Here is a 15725-nt window from a genome sequence, read left to right as displayed (position 1 = left end):
TGTCCCTTTAATTCGTTTTTCGCGTCGGACCGAAAGGCAGCGGCAAAACCGGCACCCCGTCCTCAATCAATGCCTTTGCCTCGTCCAGCCGCGCCTCGCCGTGAATGGCCCGTTCGGGCGCATCGCCCAAATGCATGGCACGCGCTTCCGAAACGAAATCCTTTCCGACGTAGTCCGAGTTCTCCTCGACCTGGCGCCGCAGCTCGCGGAGGGCCTTTTCCTGCTCGCTGGCAGGAGCGCTGAGGGCACCTGGCGCCCCTTCCGGCACCTGGGCAGGAACAGAAGCCTGCGGCGAAGCTCCGCCTGCCTGCGCGGACGCGGTGGCGGTATCGGGGTCAGTTGAGGGGGAAACAGACTTGCGACCGGGACGCACATGCGGCGCCATAATGGCCTTCTCCACCTTTTGCGAACCGCAGATGGCGCAGGACACCATCCCGGCGGCGGCCAGTTTGTCAAAGGCAGCAGCCGACTGGAACCAGCTGTCAAAGCTGTGACCCTCGGCGCATTTCAGACTATACTGTATCATCTCGTTTCTCGCAGCGGATACTGCCCATTACGCGTTCCCCTCACCTCACTTCAAGAGTTGAAAAGTTCAGAGCCGATCCCATCAGGATCAAACCGGGTAAGAATTTTCTTCAGCGCCTTTTCCTGCACCAGCCCAGCAGCCTTGCGCGGGGATGTCCACGCCCGCTGGCGCTGATGCCGTTCGGGGAACTCATCCTGCAAGGCCGTCACGATGACGGGATAGACCCGCACGACACAGGGCACAGGTGATAATTCGCTGCGCCATTTGTCATAGGTAAACTCGCCCAGGCAGCTGTCCACCGGAACGCCCCGCACGCCCGCTTCCTCCCAGGCTTCAATAGCTGCGGATTCGGCCAGGCTGCGCCCCGGGATCGGCCAGCCTTTCGGCAGGATCCAGCGCCCGGTTCCTCGCGACGTGATCATCAGAATCCGCGGCTTGCCGGTCTTAGTGATGCGAAAACACAGCGCCGCGACCTGGGTTGCGGTCCCCGTCCCCGACTTTGAAATGGCAGACAGAGCGGATCTGTTCAATGTGGCACCACCTGGGCTTGCAGGGTTTCTGTGGATACAGCCCCTATCCTCCTTTCACGATAGCAGAGAAAAGGCCCCCAGTTGAAGCGGGATCGACCGCTTAATCCTGCGTGCGGGTCCAGCGGGTCACATCTCCGTCAACACCGTCCCAGGCATCCGCGATCAGCGCCAGCCCCAGCACCCGGTCGGGGTTGGTGGGCGGCGGCATCAACACGCCCTCAAGCTTCTCGAAGCCAAACCGGCGGTAATAGGGCGCATCGCCCACCAGCATGACGCGCGCCCAGCCAGAATCGGCGGCCCGCGCAAGGCTGTCCCGGATCAGAGACCCGCCCAGCCCCTCCCCCTGGTGGGTCGGGTGTACCGCCACCGGGCCCAGCAACAGCGCATCCGCCGTACCCACATGCACCGGCCAGAACCGGATCGCACCGGCCAGAATGCCCTGTTCATCCCGCGCCACTAGGCTGAGGCCCGAAACCGGCGGAATCCCGTCGCGCAACCGATAGGACGACAGCGCCTCACGCCCCGGCGCAAAGCACAGATCATAAAGCGCCTCCACTTCCCAGCGGTCGTCCGGCTGCTCCGGTTTCAGTTCGATCACGCCACTCACGCCTCCGCGAAATCACCCGTAAAGGGGTGGAATTCGCCCTAGCACGGGCCTAAGCATTGAGCAAACAATTGGAGATGCGCATGTTCTACCGCCCCGAAGACGGCCACGGCCTGCCCCATAACCCGTTCAACGCCGTGATCACGCCGCGCCCGATCGGCTGGATCTCGTCCCGCTCGGCTGACGGGGTCAACAACTTGGCGCCCTATTCCTTTTTCAACGGCGTCGCCTATACGCCGCCGCAGGTGATGTTTGCCTCCACCGGCAGCAAGGAAGACCAGGACAACACCAAGGACAGCATGGCCAATATCGAGGAGACCGGCGTCTTCTGCGTCAATATCGTCTCCTACGCCATGCGCGATGCGATGAATGCCAGCTCGCAGACCTTGGGCAAAGAGGTCGATGAATTCGCCCATGCGGGTCTTACCGCCGAGGACTGCCAGACCATCAATTGCGCCCGCATTGCCGGTGCCCCCGCCGCGCTGGAGTGCAAGCTGACCAAGATCGTGACGCTACCCGGAGTCTCCAACCGCGTCGCCTTTGGCGAAGTGACCGGCGTGCACCTGCGCGATGACTGCATGAAGGACGGCATGTTCGACGTCACCACATTTGAACCGCTGGCCCGCCTTGGTTACCGCGATTATTCCCGTGTGACCGAGGTCTTCTCGCTGGCCCGCCCCGACGACTGAGCCCCATCATGCCCCTTCCCGATCCCGGCCTGCGCCACCCGATCATCCTGCCAGACGGCACGCCCCATGCGGGCACCGTGATGCTGTCGCGCGCGGTGGACCATCCCAATTTCCAGGTTGGCGATTACAGCTATGCCTCGGATTTCGATCCGCCAAAGGACTGGGCGTCGCATCTGGCGCCCTACCTGTTCCCCGGTGCCCGCGAAAGGCTGGTGATCGGACGCTTTTGCCAGATCGCCCATGGCGCGCGTTTCATCACCGCCTCGGCCAACCACGGGCAGGACGGGCTCAGCTGCTACCCCTTCCCGGTCTTCGACCCCGCGCAGATGGCAGGTTTTCAGCCCGACACCCGCGATACCGTGATCGGTAATGACGTCTGGATCGGCTATGGCGCAATAATCCTGCCCGGTGCGCGCATCGGCGATGGCGCCATCATCGGCGCAGGCGCTGTGGTGCGCGGCTCGGTTCCGGCCTATGGCATCGTCACCGGCAATCCCGGACGCGCCGAGCGCTTTCGCTTTTCAAAACCCCAGATCGCGCGGCTTCTGGCCCTCAAATGGTGGGACTGGCCTGTCGATCTGATCCTGCGCGCCGAGCCTGCGCTGCTGTCCGGCGATCTCGATATGCTCGAAAGCCTCGCGCCCGACTGACACCTGCCCAAGCTGCTGCTTCGGAGCCGCCCTCGACGCAAGCCTGCGGGCACGAAGCCGGACCAAGTGCAAGCCAAATTGCCGAGGTTCCGCGCCCCAAACAGGGGCGTGGATACGGCCATTTTGCTTGTCGCGCGGGACAGGGTTCGTGACAGACAGGCCGCGCGTGGGCGGATCCGGGGCTGCTGCTTTGGTGAGCCCGAGACTTCTTCCTTAATACCCTACACACATCAAAAAGGGGCCTCCGCATCCGGAGGCCCCATTCAATTTTCCAGACTTAACCTAGACGGTCAGTGGCCGCCCAGAACCCCGGTCTTCACCGAGTAATCCACCGCCAGCGCGTATTCCGGGTCATCGTCGCTGTCGACCATCAAGTGGCCGGCCTTGGAAAGGAGCTGGTGGCAATCACGGCTGAGGTGACGCAGCACGATGGTCTTGCCCTCCTCCTCGTACTTTCCGGCCAGCGCCTCGATCGCCTGCAGAGCAGACTGGTCCACCACCCGGCTGTTGGCAAAATCGACGATCACACGCTCGGGATCGCCTGCCACGTCGAAGAGCTCGATGAAACCATCGGTGGAGCCAAAGAACAGCGGACCTTCGATTTCATAAACCTTGGCCCCCTTGTCGCTGGCGGATTCGCGGGTGCGGGCGTGAATGCGGCGCGCGTTGTTCCAGGCATAGGCCAGCGCCGAGACGATCACCCCGACCACCACGGCGATGGCAAGGTCGGTCATCACCGTCACCACCGTCACCAGCACGATCACAAAGGCATCCATCAGCGGCACCTTGGTCATGATCTTGAGACTGTTCCAGGCGAAGGTGCCGATCACCACCATGAACATCACCCCCACCAGCGCCGCCAGCGGGATCTGTTCGATCAGCGGCGAAGCCACGACGATAAAGGTCAACAGGAACAGCGCCGCCGCAATACCGGCGATCCGGGTGCGGCCACCCGACTTCACGTTAATCATCGACTGACCGATCATGGCGCAGCCGCCCATGCCGCCAAAGAAACCGGTGACGATATTCGAGGTGCCCTGTGCGATGCACTCCTGGCTGGCACCGCCGCGCTTGCCGGTGATTTCGCCCACCAAGTTCAGCGTCAGCAGGCTTTCGATCAGACCAATGGCGGCCAGGATCACCGCATAGGGCAGGATGATCTCAAGGGTTTCCAGATTGAACGGCGCCAGCGCAGTCCCATAAAGGCCAATGCCATCACCAAAGGGATTGTGAAAGGCCGGAAAGCCGCCTTCGATCGAGGCCAGATCGCCGACCCGCGGCACATCAAGGCCCAGTGCGATCACGAGGATTGCCACGATGCCAATGCCCGCCAGCGGCGCCGGGATCACCGAGGTGATCTTGGGCGTGCCCCAGATAATCGCCATGGTCAGGGCCACCAGCCCCAGCATCATATAAAGCGACAGGCCGGACAACCACTCGGTGCCACCGCTGCCGGGGACCTTGAACTGGGTGAGCTGCGCCAGGAAAATAACGATGGCCAGACCGTTCACAAAGCCCAGCATCACCGGATGCGGCACCAGACGGATGAATTTACCCCAATGCATCACCCCGGCGATCACCTGCAGGATGCCCATCAGCACCACGGTTGCAAAAAGATACTCGACGCCGTGTTCCGCCACCAGCGCCACCATGACCACCGCAAGCGCCCCCGTCGCCCCCGAGATCATGCCGGGCCGTCCGCCGATCAGCGCCGTGATCAACCCCACCATAAAGGCCGCATAAAGGCCCACCAGCGGGTGCACCCCGGCGACAAAGGCAAAAGCCACCGCCTCGGGGACCAGCGCCAACGCCACGGTCAGCCCCGACAACAGCTCAGTGCGCACGCGGCCCACGGACCAGCCCTCGTCCTGCATGATGGATAGGTTCGGCGGGGAAATACGATTGGCCAAAAGGGCCATGGCGGCGCGTTTCATCAAGAATACCTGCGGTTGGAGGAGGTCACGTTGTGGCCCGCCCCTAGCTGAAACTGGCCTTGGGGGCAAGGCTCGTGATCCGATCTGACCTCCTCTCGCCCTTTGGTTAGCGGGCTGAAATCACCTGCAATAGCGCACTGCCCAAAAACAGACCAAACCCAAAAAGACCATGCGTGATCAGACTGTTCAATCGAGCGCGCCACGGAAAGGCTGTCTTGCGGGCGGCAAATCCCAAACCCATTGCGGGCTGCAACAGGCAAAAGGGCAAGACCACCGTCAATACTCCGTAGCCAAGCGACAGGCCAAAGGCCGGTGCCTGAAGCCATCCTGCGCCAGCTATGCCCCACAGGCCGAAGGCTAGCGCGCCCCCAACCGCATAGTGAAACATCCAACCCAGCGCGGTTTCAAAACCCCTTGGGGGCATCTTCTTTTCGCCGGCGCCCAGCATCAGGCGTCTTTGGAAAAGACCCAACACCCAGCGTGCGACAAGTCCCCAGTTCGGCCCCGGCACGCCCATCCAGCGGCCTCGCGCCCATGCTGCGACATCAATCAGCGCAGTTGCAACGCTCCCAACGAAAGTGACCTGCCAGATCAGGCTCCAATGCATCTCCATAATTTGCTCCTGTTTCATAACTCAAACTGCTAGAGATCTGAGGTGTGCAAATTCAAGCCAGCTTGAGGTCAAGATGAAATCTCTGGATATCGCCGAGGTTGCCCGGTGCAGCGGCGTCAAACCCTCTGCCCTGCGATACTACGAAGATATCGGCCTGATCCGCGCCGACAGCCGGAAGGGCTTGCGACGTCAGTATGACGACAGCGTTCTGGACCGGCTCGCGCTCATTGCCATGGGACGGGCCGCCGGGTTCAACCTGCAAGAGATAGGCGCCATGCTGGGCAATGCAGACGGGTTCGATCTCGACCGCCAAAGACTGCACGCGCGCGCAGATGAGGTCGAGCAGCGCATCCGAGAGCTCCGTGTCCTGTCCCGTGCGCTGCGCCACGTGGCAGAATGCACTGCTCCGGACCACAGTCAGTGCCCCACCTTCCGGCGCATGATGGACAGCGCCTTGACCCGCGCATCGACACCAAAGCGCTGACCTCTCGCACGGGGTTACCTGCGCGCCCAGCCCATCCGGTTTCGGCATCGTGAGACAGCGGGGCTTGCCAAAAGGGCGCCGTCTTGCGCATACCCAAGAAGCAACATCAGCAGGAGAATAGGACGTGACCAAGGACACCATGATCGCCGTCATCGGCGGCTCCGGCATCTACGATATCGACGGGCTGGACGGGGCCGAGTGGGTCAGCGTTGAAACCCCCTGGGGTACGCCCTCGGATCAAATCCTGACCGGCACGCTGGACGGCGTGAAAATGGCCTTCTTGCCGCGGCATGGGCGTGGCCACGTGCATTCCCCGACCGAAGTGCCCTACCGCGCCAATATCGACGCGCTGAAACGGCTGGGCGTTACAGATGTGTTTTCCGTCTCTGCCTGCGGGTCTTTTCGCGAAAACATGGCGCCGGGCGATTTCGTCATCGTCGATCAGTTCATCGACCGCACCTTTGCACGGGAAAAATCCTTCTTCGGGACCGGCTGCGTCGCCCATGTCAGCGTCGCCCACCCCACTTGCGAGCGGCTCAGCGATGCGGCCGAGGCGGCAGCGCGCGATGCCGGGATCACCGTGCACCGCGGCGGCACCTATCTTTGCATGGAGGGGCCGCAGTTCTCCTCGGTGGCGGAATCGAAAATGTACCGCGAAAGCTGGGGCTGCGACGTGATCGGCATGACCAACATGCCCGAGGCCAAACTCGCCCGCGAAGCAGAGCTGTGCTACGCCTCCATCGCGATGGTGACCGATTATGACAGCTGGCACCCGGATCATGGCGCCGTTGATATCACCGAGATCCTGGCCACGCTGCAGGGCAACTCCAGCAACGGGCGTGAACTCGTGCGCCGCTTGCCGGGCATTCTGGGCGCCGACCGTGCGCCCTGCCCGCATGGCTGCGACCGGGCGCTGGAATACGCCATCATGACCGCCCCCGAAAAACGCGACCCTGCGGTTCTGGCCAAACTGGATGCGGTGGCAGGCCGCGTGCTCAGCGACTGATCGCCCTCCAATCGTCTTGGGCCCGCTCACCGCCGCTCTGCGGCACCGGGCGCCCCAGGATCGCAAGGTTTTCCTTGCATGGGCGGCGCGCTTCGGCCAAACCCCGTGGCGGCTCCGGTGCCCCTTTACCGGTCCGGGCCGCACCCATCCGCGCCATCCGTTCCCGCAAGCAGGAGCCTTCCATGCCCAAGAAAACCGCCGTCAAAGACTACATCCGCACCATCGTCGATTTCCCGCACGAAGGGATCATGTTCCGCGATGTCACCACCCTGTTCGCCGATCCGCGCGGGTTCCGTATGGCCATCGACCAGATGCTGCACCCCTACGCCGGTGAGCGGATCGACAAGGTCGTGGGTCTTGAGGCGCGCGGTTTCATCCTGGGTGGCGCCATCGCTCACCAGCTAAGCGTCGGCTTTGTGCCGATCCGCAAGAAAGGCAAGTTGCCCGGCACCACCATCAGCGAAGAATACCAATTGGAATACGGCGAAGCGATTGTCGAGATCCACGACGATGCCATCCAGCCCGGAGAAAAGGTGCTAGTGGTCGATGATCTGCTGGCCACCGGCGGAACCGCAGGCGCCGGGATCAAGCTGATCGAGCGGCTGGGGGGCGAGATCATCTCCTGTTCCTTCATTGTCGACCTGCCCGATCTGGGCGGCCGCAAGAAGCTTGAGGATCTCGGAATGGACGTCCACGTCCTGTGCGAATTCGAAGGCGACTGAACCGGCCCGCGCCGAAGGAGGGTCACGGATCAGTCACATCCTGATCACGTTTTGTTGATTGGAAATCATGACGCCGCCGGGCTTAGCTCCGGCGGTTTTCTTGTCAAACCCCTCCCGGCGAAAACCCGCTTCATCCGGACCGCCCCCTCTGCCGTAGGTCTCACGATGCCTGACGAAAGGTGTCGCACAACCGAAACACATGAGGAGACCAAGATGTTCCGCAAGATGATGACGACCACCGCAGCCACGCTGTTCATGGCCGGAGCGGCCTTCGCAGGCGGTCATTCAAAGGATATCGTCGACACCGCTGTCGGCGCCGGAGACTTCAACACCCTGGTCGCCGCCGTAAAGGCCGCCGGTCTGGTGGACACCCTGAAAGGCGAAGGTCCTTTCACCGTCTTCGCCCCGACCGATGCCGCCTTTGCCGCCCTGCCCGAAGGCACGGTCGAAGACCTGCTGAAGCCCGAGAACAAGGAAAAGCTGGTGTCGATCCTGACCTACCACGTGGTGCCGGGCAAGGTGATGTCCGGTGACCTTACTGACGACATGAGCGCCGCAACCGTGCAGGGCAGCGCGGTGATGATTGATCTCGACAAGGGTGTGATGGTCAACGATGCCAGCGTGGTCACCGCCGATATCGAGGCCGAGAACGGCGTGATCCACGTGATCGACAAGGTCATCCTCCCGAAGTAAGCGCAGACGCGAATTCGTGATGGCGAATTCAGTTGCAGCCCGCCGGCACGCGCCCTAGCGTGCCGGCATGAACACTGCCGCGATCCTTGACAGCCGCTATTCCTGGCTTCGACTTCTTATCACCCTGGCCATTGCAACCGTGGCCAATGTGGGCATGTGGGCGATCATTGTCATCATGCCCGCCGTCGAAGCCGAATTCGGCTCCGGACGCGCGGCCTCTTCCATGCCCTATACGCTCACCATGGTGGGTTTTGCCCTTGGCAACCTGCTGATCGGGCGGCTGGTGGACAGGTTTGGCATTACCCTCGCGCTGATTGGCGCCGTTGCTGCGACGGCTTCGGGTTATGTGCTCTCCACCTTTGCGCCGACGATGGCGGTTCTGTCTCTCACGCACCTGCTTCTGGGTCTCGGCACAGCAGCAGGTTTCGGCCCTCTGATCGCAGATATCTCGCACTGGTTCCTGCGCCGGCGCGGTATCGCCGTGGCGCTGGTGGCCAGCGGCAATTACCTCTCTGGTGCGATCTGGCCGACGCTGCTTGCCGGGCTGCTGGAGACTGGCGGCTGGCGCATGGTCTATTTCGCCCTGGCCGCGATCACCGTTGCCGTGGTGATCCCGCTTGCACTGCTGCTGCGCCGCCGAGTCCCGGCAGAGGCCTATGCGGCCTCTGATGCCGCCTCGGCGCTCAATGCGCGCAGCACCGGCATGTCCGCGCGCACCCTGCAATGGCTGCTGGGACTTGCCGGGATCGGCTGCTGCGTCGCCATGTCGATGCCCCAGGTGCATATCGTTGCCTATTGCGTCGGCCTTGGCTACGGGCCTGCAGTGGGGGCGGAGATGCTGTCGCTGATGCTGCTGGGCGGTGTGGTCAGCCGGATCCTTTCAGGCCTTGCGGCCGACCGGCTTGGCGGCGTGGCGATCCTGCTGATCGGTTCGGTCCTGCAATGCATCGCGCTGTTCTTCTACCTGCCCTTTGACGGCATGGTGCCGCTTTATCTGGTGAGCGCGCTGTTCGGCCTCGCGCAGGGGGGCATCGTGCCCAGCTATGCGCTGGTGGTGCGCGAATACATGCCCCCGAAAGAGGCCGGTGCGCGGGTCGGATTCGTGATGATGATGACCATCCTCGGCATGGCTCTGGGTGGCTGGATGTCCGGATGGATCTACGACGTGACCGGCAACTACCAGATGGCCTTCATCAACGGTATTGCCTGGAACGGGCTGAATATCCTGATTATCGGCTACCTGCTGATGCGCAGCCGCCCGCAGAAACCGTCGGCCACCCCCAGCATCGCCTGACCCTTCGCCCGCGCTCTGCCGAACCGTGCCCCCTGCGCACAGCGGGCTTTTCACGCTGCCGGGCCCAAGACTGTGAGGGGGCTGGCACAGCCCAATCCTGCGGGCGCGGGAGCGCCACGTTGTCAGGTACCTTGCCGCAGCACCGCGCCGGGGTTCATGATGCCATGGGGATCGAGCGCCGCCTTGATGGCGCGCATCGCTGCCAGTTTTACCGGATCGCCATAACGCTCCAAATCGCCTGTCTTCATACGCCCGATACCGTGCTCAGCGCTCATCGACCCGTCGAAATCAGCCACCAGATCATGCACCGTGCGTTTCACATCCTCGCGCAGGTGTTCGTATTCCTTGCGCGTCTTTCCCGCCGCCGGGAAGACGTTGTAATGCAGGTTGCCATCGCCCAGGTGGCCAAAGCAGTTTATCCGCATATCGCCCGATCCCAGTCGGGCGATGGCCTCTCCGCCGCGCGTGATGAAATCCGGAATTTCCGAGATCGGCACCGAGATATCGTGGCTGGAAATCGCGCCGATCAGACGGTTGGCCTCGGGGATCGTCTCGCGCACCGTCCACAGGGCCTCGCGCTGCGCCGCCGACTGGGCAATCACCCCGTCCTGCGCCAGATCGGCCTCCAGCGCCGCCTCGAACAGGTCCGCAAGCGCCTCTTCCGGGTCCAGCCCGCGCGCCAGCCCCAGCTCGATCAGCACGCACCATTCCGGCGCCTCGGCAAAGGGTTGGCGTACCTGCGGCATGGTTTCTGCCAGAAACGCCAGCCCCTGCCGGTGCATCAGTTCAAAGGCGCTGATCCCTTCGCCCAGCTGGTCACGCGCCAGCGACAACAGCGCAATCGCCGCCTGCGGCGAAGGCACCACAAAGACCGCGGTGCCCTGCATTGCCGGGATGGGTGACAGCTTCAGCGCCGCCGCGGTAATGACACCCAAGGAGCCTTCGGAGCCGACCAGAAGATTGCGCAAATCATATCCGGTATTGTCTTTCCTGAGGCGCGACAGCCCATGCCAGACCTCTCCATTGGGCAGCACGGCCTCCAGCCCCAGACACAGATCGCGGGCATTGCCATAGCGCAGCACATTGACCCCGCCTGCATTGGTCGCAAGGTTGCCGCCAATCCGGGCCGAGCCTTCGGCGGCCAGCGACAGCGGGAACAAGCGTCCGGCCTCAGTCGCGGCCGCCTGCACATCGGCAAGGATCGCGCCCGCTTCGGCAATCAGCACGTTTTCCTCGGGGTAGACGCCGCGGATCGCGGTCATCTTTTCCAGCGACAGCAGCAGGGGCGTCGGGCCTTCCGGCATCACCTGACCGCCGACCAGACCGGTACCGCCGCCATAGGGGACCACCGGCACCCGTGCCTCATGCGCAGCGCGCACCAGCGTTGCGACCTCTTCGGTGGAATGCGGCACGGCCAGCACCCCCGCCCGCCCCTGATACCTTCCACGCGGCTCTTCCAGATAGCGTGGGTCGGCGGGGCGCAAAACACCCTCTGGCAGTTGATCGGCAAGGCGGGCGACAAAGGCGGAATCGGCAGAATTCAGTGTCATGAAACCTGCATGTCCAATTGCGCCTCTCAAGGCAAGACTGCTTACTCGTCTTTGCGCAGATAGGAGGGGCGCAGGACATGGATCGTCGGCCTATCCGGCAGGCTGCGCAGCGACACGGTGATATCCGCCGCGCCATCCTGCACCACGTCGAACTCCGGCCCGATCTGCGACAGGAAACGCTCCAGCGAGTAATCGGTGAACCAATGCATCGGCAGGATTACCGAGGACCGCAGCCGGTTCAACACCTCGACCATTTCAGGCAGCGCCAGGGTCATGCCGCCATCCACGGCGGCCATCACCACGTCAAGTCGCCCCAGCGCCGCGAATTGCTCGGGCGTCGGCACGTGGTGCAGATGGCCCAGATGCCCGATGCACAGCCCGGCGACCTCAAACACAAAGATCGAATTCCCGGCCACCTCGACCCCATCGCTGTAGGCAGAGCGGATATCGGTGGGCACGTTGCGGATCAGCATTTCACCCAGGTCCAGATAGTGGCTGATCCCTTCACCAAAGGCACCCCAGCCTTCCAGCACATGCGGGATGGCCGGATCGGGGTGGGCGGTCCAATGGGTTTCATGAGCGTGGTTCATGGTGACCACATCCGGGATGAAATCGGCCGATCCGGTAAAGCCGGTGAAGTCGGTCACCACGTTCAGTCCACCTTCGGTCTGAATCAGGAAACTGGCGTGCGACAGATACCGGATCCGCACCGAATGTTCCGGCACCGGGTCCTGCCAGCTGGCCTTGTGCAGATAGGCGATCCCCGGGGCCGCCTCAGCGAGAGCAATGCAATGGCTGGCCCGGCGCTCCTGCGCGGCCAGCGGAGCGGCGAAGATTGCCGAGACTACGAGCGAAACCAGATACTGAACAAAAACACGCATGGCAGAAGTGTAGCGCACTCGCCCTTCCTGTCAGCCTGTTTTCCGCAAAATCAGCAAAAGTGAGCCTCAGCCCCCCAGACACTGCCCCGAGTTATGCGCCGCTGCGCTCTGATCGTGTCGGCAAACACTCCCGCCCGGCCCGCGGCATTCACAGAATGCCCCTGCCCCGTTGGGCCCGGCGCCGCGCTAGGCGCGGCGCTGCACCGTGCAACGCGCGGTGCCATGCCCAAGGCCGCTAGCGCGCATCGGCGCAGCCGGTGCACCTACGGGCGCGGAAGGGGTCGCCCTCATACTTCGAATAGGTATTTCTAAGCCTGACCAACCAGCGTCTTGCCGCGCCGGTCGTGGCGCAGCGAGGCATAGAGCACATGCGTGCGCCAGCGGCCATTGATCTGCAGATAGGATTGCGCCACGCCTTCGTATTTGAAACCTGAGCGTTCCAGCAAACCGCGCGAAGCCACGTTTTCCGGCAAGCAGGCTGCCTCGATTCGGCTGAGGTCCAGCTTGCCAAAGGCATGATGCACCACCGCGCCAATCGCCTCGGCCATGTAACCACGCCGCGCAAAGGGCTGCCCGGTCCAGTATCCAAGGGTGCCCGCCTGCGCCGGGCCGCGGCGGATATTGTCCAGCGTGATCGCCCCCACCAGCGTCTGATCCGAGCGCCGGATCAGGAACAGCGGCAGCGCCGAGCCGGAGGACACCGCCCGCTGCGCCCAGTAGACCCGGTTGGTAAAGGCCTTGCGGCTGAGGTGATCCGGCGCCCAGACCGGCTCCCAAGGGACAAGGTAGTCCTGGCTTTGCAGCCGCAACGCGGCCCAGCCGTGAAAATCGCCATGCACCGGCGGTCTGAGCGTCAGACGTTCTGTTTCAAGCCGGACTTTACGGCGGGACAGCAGCATCAGGCAGCGCGCCTCTCCTGCAGCCGCGCCAGACTGGGCGCATCTGCGACCGGACCATAAAGCGCCAACGCGGCCGGTGCCGCGACCGCAAGGCGTTCGGCCAAAGCCCGCACCCCGGCGACGGTCACCGCATCAATGCGGGCCACGGTATCCTCCAGAGGCGGTACCCGGTCCCAGATCTGCACCAGACGGGCCAGACGTTCGGCGCGGTTCGACGGGCTTTCCAGCCCCATCAGCATGCCGGCCTTCATCTGGGCGCGCGCGCGCGCAACTTCGTCTTCGCGCATATCTTCGGCGGCGCGCTTCATTTCGTCGATGGTGATATGCGCCAGATCGGCAAGCTGATCGCCCGAAGTCCCTGCATAAATCGTCGTCGACCCGGTATCCGCATAGGCGCCTGCCTGCGCAAAGATAGTATAGCAAAGACCCCGCTTTTCGCGGATTTCCTGGAACAGACGCGAGGACATGCCGCCGCCAAGGGCGCTGGCATAGATCTGCGCGGTGTAGATCTCATCATCGCGGTAGCCGGGGCTTTCAAGAGCCAGCGCAAAATGAGCCTGCTCCAGCTGCTTATCCCGCCGCGCCTCGCCGCCACCGGTAAAGCGCGCGGCATCCGGTTCCGGTACTGGCCGTGGCGCCATATGGCCGAACTGCGCCTCGGCCAGCCGCACCAGCGCTTCGTGATCCACCGCACCGGCCGCGGCCAGAATCATCTGTCCCGGTCCGTAGTGCTGATCGACAAAGCCTTGCAGGTCATTACGAGAAAAGCTGCGAATGCGTTCTGCCGGGCCCAGAATGGTGCGCCCCAGCGCCTGATCGCGATAGCTTTCTTCCTGCAACCAATCAAAGATCACATCGTCCGGCGTATCCAGCGCCTGACCGATCTCCTGCAGGATCACCCCGCGCTCGACCTCAATCTCACGCGGGTCGAACACCGGATTGAGCAGGATATCCCCGATCACATCCATCGCCAGCGGCACGTCATCCTTCAGCACCCGCGCGTAATAGGCTGTAACCTCGCGGCTGGTATAGGCGTTGATATAGCCTCCCACATCCTCGATCGCCTCGGCAATCTGCAGCGCCGAACGGGTCTTAGTCCCCTTGAAGGCCATATGCTCAAGAAAATGGGCAATCCCATTCTGTTCAGGCCGCTCGTGGCGGCCGCCTGCTGTCACCCAGATCCCGATAGAGGCGGATTCCAGCCCCGGCATGTTCTCCGAAACGATGCGGAACCCGTTGGCGAGTGTGTGTTGCTGGACTGTCAATTCGCGATGTTCTTTCTGATATGCGCCTCAAGGGCGGCCAGATCGTTGTCGATGCGGGTGACGCGCTCGTCGCGCTCATAAAGATCCGCCATGCGGGCGGGCAGCGGCGGGTGGATACCACTCGCCTCTTCCACCGCGGCTGGGAATTTCGCCGGGTGGGCCGTCGCCAGCGTCACCATGGGGATATCGGCAACGCGCAACTGGTTTGCAACCTTCACACCAACTGCGCCGTGGGGGCACAGCAGTTCGCCCGAGGCGGCCCATTCGGATTTGATCGCCGCCATGGTTTCTTCTTCCGAGGCGCGGCCCGAAACATAGGTCTCCTGCAGCGCCTGCATAGCGCCCTGGCTGACCTCAAAGCCGCCCGTCTTCAGCTCATCCATCAGCTGACCCACGGCAGCGCCATCCTGCCCGTAGGCGTAGAACAGGGCACGTTCAAAGTTGGAAGAGACCTGAATGTCCATCGACGGGCTGATCGAGGGAATGGTGTCCCCCTTGAAATAGCCCTGCCCCGAGAGGCAGCGGTGCAGGATGTCGTTCTGGTTGGTGGCGACCACCAGCTGGTCGATGGGCAGGCCCATCTGTTTGGCTATATAGCCGGCGAAGATGTCACCAAAGTTGCCCGTGGGCACGGTGTAGCTGATCTTGCGATGCGGCGCGCCAAGGCTGACAGCAGAGGAGAAGTAATAGACCACCTGCGCCAACACACGGGCAAAGTTGATCGAGTTCACCCCGGCAAGGCGTACGCTGTCACGGAACTCAAAATCGTTGAACATATCCTTGACCGCCGCCTGACAGTCATCGAAGTCGCCTTCGACCGCCAGCGCGTGCACGTTGCTGTCCGCAGGCGTGGTCATCTGGCGGCGCTGCACCTCGCTGACGCGGCCATGGGGGTAAAGGATGAAGACATTGACCGCATCCAGCCCCCGGAAAGCTTCAATCGCGGCAGAGCCGGTATCGCCAGAGGTGGCGCCGACGATGGTCACGCTTTCGCCGCGGCGTTTCAGGGCGACTTCGAAGAGCTGACCGATCAGCTGCATCGCGAAATCCTTGAACGCGAGGGTCGGGCCGTGGAACAGCTCCAACAAGAAATGATTGGGCGCCAACTGTTTCAGCGGCGCGCGGGCAGCGTGACCAAACCCGGCATAGGCCTTGGCGATGATCTCGCGGAATTCGTCATCGGTGAAGCAATCGCCGAGGAAGGGACGCATCACCCGGAAGGCCGTTTCCTCGTATGAGAGGCCGGACAGCGCGGCGATCTCATCATGGCTCATCTGCGGGATCTCGGCGGGCACATAAAGGCCGCCGTCGCGGGCCAGCCCGGTCAGCATCGCCTCTTCGAACGTCAGCTCGGGCGCCTGCCCGCGGGTGGAGATGTATTTCAT

17 protein-coding genes are annotated in these 15725 nt (G+C 63.0%); 7 read left to right on the top strand and 10 right to left on the bottom strand.

Features of this window, described 5'->3' with window-relative positions:
• Positions 1-7: 7 nt before the first annotated feature.
• The 3 genes from SM765_RS07515 to SM765_RS07505 form a co-directional block, all read right to left on the bottom strand.
• Complete coding sequence (locus SM765_RS07515; protein ID WP_274834482.1) at positions 8-526, bottom strand: DUF1178 family protein; 519 nt, start codon at positions 524-526, stop codon at positions 8-10.
• Between the two features lie 50 nt (positions 527-576).
• Positions 577-1056: an NUDIX hydrolase gene (locus tag SM765_RS07510; RefSeq protein ID WP_274827771.1), complete on the bottom strand. Its 480-nt coding sequence runs from the start codon at positions 1054-1056 to the stop codon at positions 577-579.
• 100 nt (positions 1057-1156) lie between these two features.
• On the bottom strand, positions 1157-1654 hold the full coding sequence (locus tag SM765_RS07505) for a GNAT family N-acetyltransferase (RefSeq protein WP_274831280.1): 498 nt from the start codon (positions 1652-1654) through the stop codon (positions 1157-1159).
• An 89-nt stretch (positions 1655-1743) separates the two neighbouring features.
• Between SM765_RS07505 and SM765_RS07500 the strand changes: the two genes are divergently transcribed.
• Together SM765_RS07500 and SM765_RS07495 are read left to right on the top strand one after the other, a co-directional pair.
• The gene (locus SM765_RS07500) at positions 1744-2349 is read left to right on the top strand and encodes a flavin reductase family protein (RefSeq protein WP_065273736.1); all 606 of its coding nucleotides are present in this window, start codon (positions 1744-1746) and stop codon (positions 2347-2349) included.
• A gap of 8 nt (positions 2350-2357) precedes the next feature.
• Positions 2358-2999 carry a CatB-related O-acetyltransferase gene (locus SM765_RS07495; protein ID WP_065272718.1) on the top strand — a complete coding sequence of 214 codons (642 nt, stop codon included), beginning with the start codon at positions 2358-2360 and terminating at the stop codon, positions 2997-2999.
• A 290-nt stretch (positions 3000-3289) separates the two neighbouring features.
• On the opposite strand, the gene SM765_RS07490 is transcribed toward SM765_RS07495, so the two are convergent.
• A complete protein-coding gene (locus SM765_RS07490) occupies positions 3290-4933 on the bottom strand; it encodes a SulP family inorganic anion transporter (protein ID WP_274827768.1) in 1644 nt (547 codons plus the stop codon).
• Positions 4934-5039: 106 nt separating this feature from the next.
• Entirely contained in the window at positions 5040-5546 is a 507-nt protein-coding gene (locus tag SM765_RS07485) for a DUF2938 family protein (protein ID WP_368981478.1), read from the bottom strand.
• Between the two features lie 73 nt (positions 5547-5619).
• Between SM765_RS07485 and SM765_RS07480 the strand changes: the two genes are divergently transcribed.
• The 5 genes from SM765_RS07480 to SM765_RS07460 all read left to right on the top strand — a co-directional run bounded on the left by SM765_RS07480 (position 5620) and on the right by SM765_RS07460 (position 9745).
• Positions 5620-6030, top strand: a complete 411-nt coding sequence (locus SM765_RS07480) for a helix-turn-helix domain-containing protein (protein ID WP_274827766.1) — start codon at positions 5620-5622, stop codon at positions 6028-6030.
• Between the two features lie 139 nt (positions 6031-6169).
• Complete coding sequence (locus tag SM765_RS07475) at positions 6170-7036, top strand: S-methyl-5'-thioadenosine phosphorylase (RefSeq protein WP_274837701.1); 867 nt, start codon at positions 6170-6172, stop codon at positions 7034-7036.
• 182 nt (positions 7037-7218) lie between these two features.
• Entirely contained in the window at positions 7219-7758 is a 540-nt protein-coding gene (locus SM765_RS07470) for an adenine phosphoribosyltransferase (RefSeq protein WP_065272715.1), read from the top strand.
• 213 nt (positions 7759-7971) lie between these two features.
• On the top strand, positions 7972-8451 hold the full coding sequence (locus tag SM765_RS07465; protein WP_274827765.1) for a fasciclin domain-containing protein: 480 nt from the start codon (positions 7972-7974) through the stop codon (positions 8449-8451).
• A gap of 67 nt (positions 8452-8518) precedes the next feature.
• Entirely contained in the window at positions 8519-9745 is a 1227-nt protein-coding gene (locus SM765_RS07460) for an MFS transporter (RefSeq protein WP_274831285.1), read from the top strand.
• 122 nt (positions 9746-9867) lie between these two features.
• Here the strand turns inward: SM765_RS07460 and SM765_RS07455 are convergent, their stop codons facing one another.
• The 5 genes from SM765_RS07455 to thrC all read right to left on the bottom strand — a co-directional run bounded on the left by SM765_RS07455 (position 9868) and on the right by thrC (position 15725).
• On the bottom strand, positions 9868-11295 hold the full coding sequence (locus SM765_RS07455; protein ID WP_274837656.1) for an FAD-binding oxidoreductase: 1428 nt from the start codon (positions 11293-11295) through the stop codon (positions 9868-9870).
• Between the two features lie 41 nt (positions 11296-11336).
• Positions 11337-12176 (bottom strand): MBL fold metallo-hydrolase, encoded by an 840-nt coding sequence (locus SM765_RS07450; protein ID WP_274837655.1) that lies wholly within the window; start codon positions 12174-12176, stop codon positions 11337-11339.
• A 308-nt stretch (positions 12177-12484) separates the two neighbouring features.
• Positions 12485-13075 carry a GNAT family N-acetyltransferase gene (locus SM765_RS07445; RefSeq protein ID WP_274827761.1) on the bottom strand — a complete coding sequence of 197 codons (591 nt, stop codon included), beginning with the start codon at positions 13073-13075 and terminating at the stop codon, positions 12485-12487.
• Positions 13075-14340 (bottom strand): M16 family metallopeptidase, encoded by a 1266-nt coding sequence (locus SM765_RS07440; protein WP_274837654.1) that lies wholly within the window; start codon positions 14338-14340, stop codon positions 13075-13077. Before SM765_RS07440 ends, SM765_RS07445 begins: the two co-directional genes overlap by 1 nt.
• Positions 14337-15725, bottom strand: a complete 1389-nt coding sequence (gene thrC, locus SM765_RS07435; RefSeq protein WP_274837653.1) for a threonine synthase — start codon at positions 15723-15725, stop codon at positions 14337-14339. Before thrC ends, SM765_RS07440 begins: the two co-directional genes overlap by 4 nt.

The organism is Pseudophaeobacter sp. 1A09344 (assembly GCF_041008745.1).
Taxonomy (GTDB): Bacteria; Pseudomonadota; Alphaproteobacteria; order Rhodobacterales; family Rhodobacteraceae; genus Phycobacter; species Phycobacter gallaeciensis_A.
Note: the sequence above shows the minus strand (reverse complement) of the source record. Positions and strands in the feature narration are given on the sequence as shown.

Coding starts and splice junctions, on each gene's coding strand:
- SM765_RS07515 (WP_274834482.1), bottom strand. CDS start 526: ATGATACAGTATAGTCTGAAATGCGCCGAGGGTCACAGCTTTGACAGC.
- SM765_RS07500 (WP_065273736.1), top strand. CDS start 1,744: ATGTTCTACCGCCCCGAAGACGGCCACGGCCTGCCCCATAACCCGTTC.
- SM765_RS07495 (WP_065272718.1), top strand. CDS start 2,358: ATGCCCCTTCCCGATCCCGGCCTGCGCCACCCGATCATCCTGCCAGAC.
- SM765_RS07490 (WP_274827768.1), bottom strand. CDS start 4,933: ATGAAACGCGCCGCCATGGCCCTTTTGGCCAATCGTATTTCCCCGCCG.
- SM765_RS07485 (WP_368981478.1), bottom strand. CDS start 5,546: ATGGAGATGCATTGGAGCCTGATCTGGCAGGTCACTTTCGTTGGGAGC.
- SM765_RS07480 (WP_274827766.1), top strand. CDS start 5,620: ATGAAATCTCTGGATATCGCCGAGGTTGCCCGGTGCAGCGGCGTCAAA.
- SM765_RS07475 (WP_274837701.1), top strand. CDS start 6,170: ATGATCGCCGTCATCGGCGGCTCCGGCATCTACGATATCGACGGGCTG.
- SM765_RS07470 (WP_065272715.1), top strand. CDS start 7,219: ATGCCCAAGAAAACCGCCGTCAAAGACTACATCCGCACCATCGTCGAT.
- SM765_RS07465 (WP_274827765.1), top strand. CDS start 7,972: ATGTTCCGCAAGATGATGACGACCACCGCAGCCACGCTGTTCATGGCC.
- SM765_RS07460 (WP_274831285.1), top strand. CDS start 8,519: ATGAACACTGCCGCGATCCTTGACAGCCGCTATTCCTGGCTTCGACTT.
- SM765_RS07455 (WP_274837656.1), bottom strand. CDS start 11,295: ATGACACTGAATTCTGCCGATTCCGCCTTTGTCGCCCGCCTTGCCGAT.
- SM765_RS07450 (WP_274837655.1), bottom strand. CDS start 12,176: ATGCGTGTTTTTGTTCAGTATCTGGTTTCGCTCGTAGTCTCGGCAATC.
- SM765_RS07445 (WP_274827761.1), bottom strand. CDS start 13,075: ATGCTGCTGTCCCGCCGTAAAGTCCGGCTTGAAACAGAACGTCTGACG.
- thrC (WP_274837653.1), bottom strand. CDS start 15,725: ATGAAATACATCTCCACCCGCGGGCAGGCGCCCGAGCTGACGTTCGAA.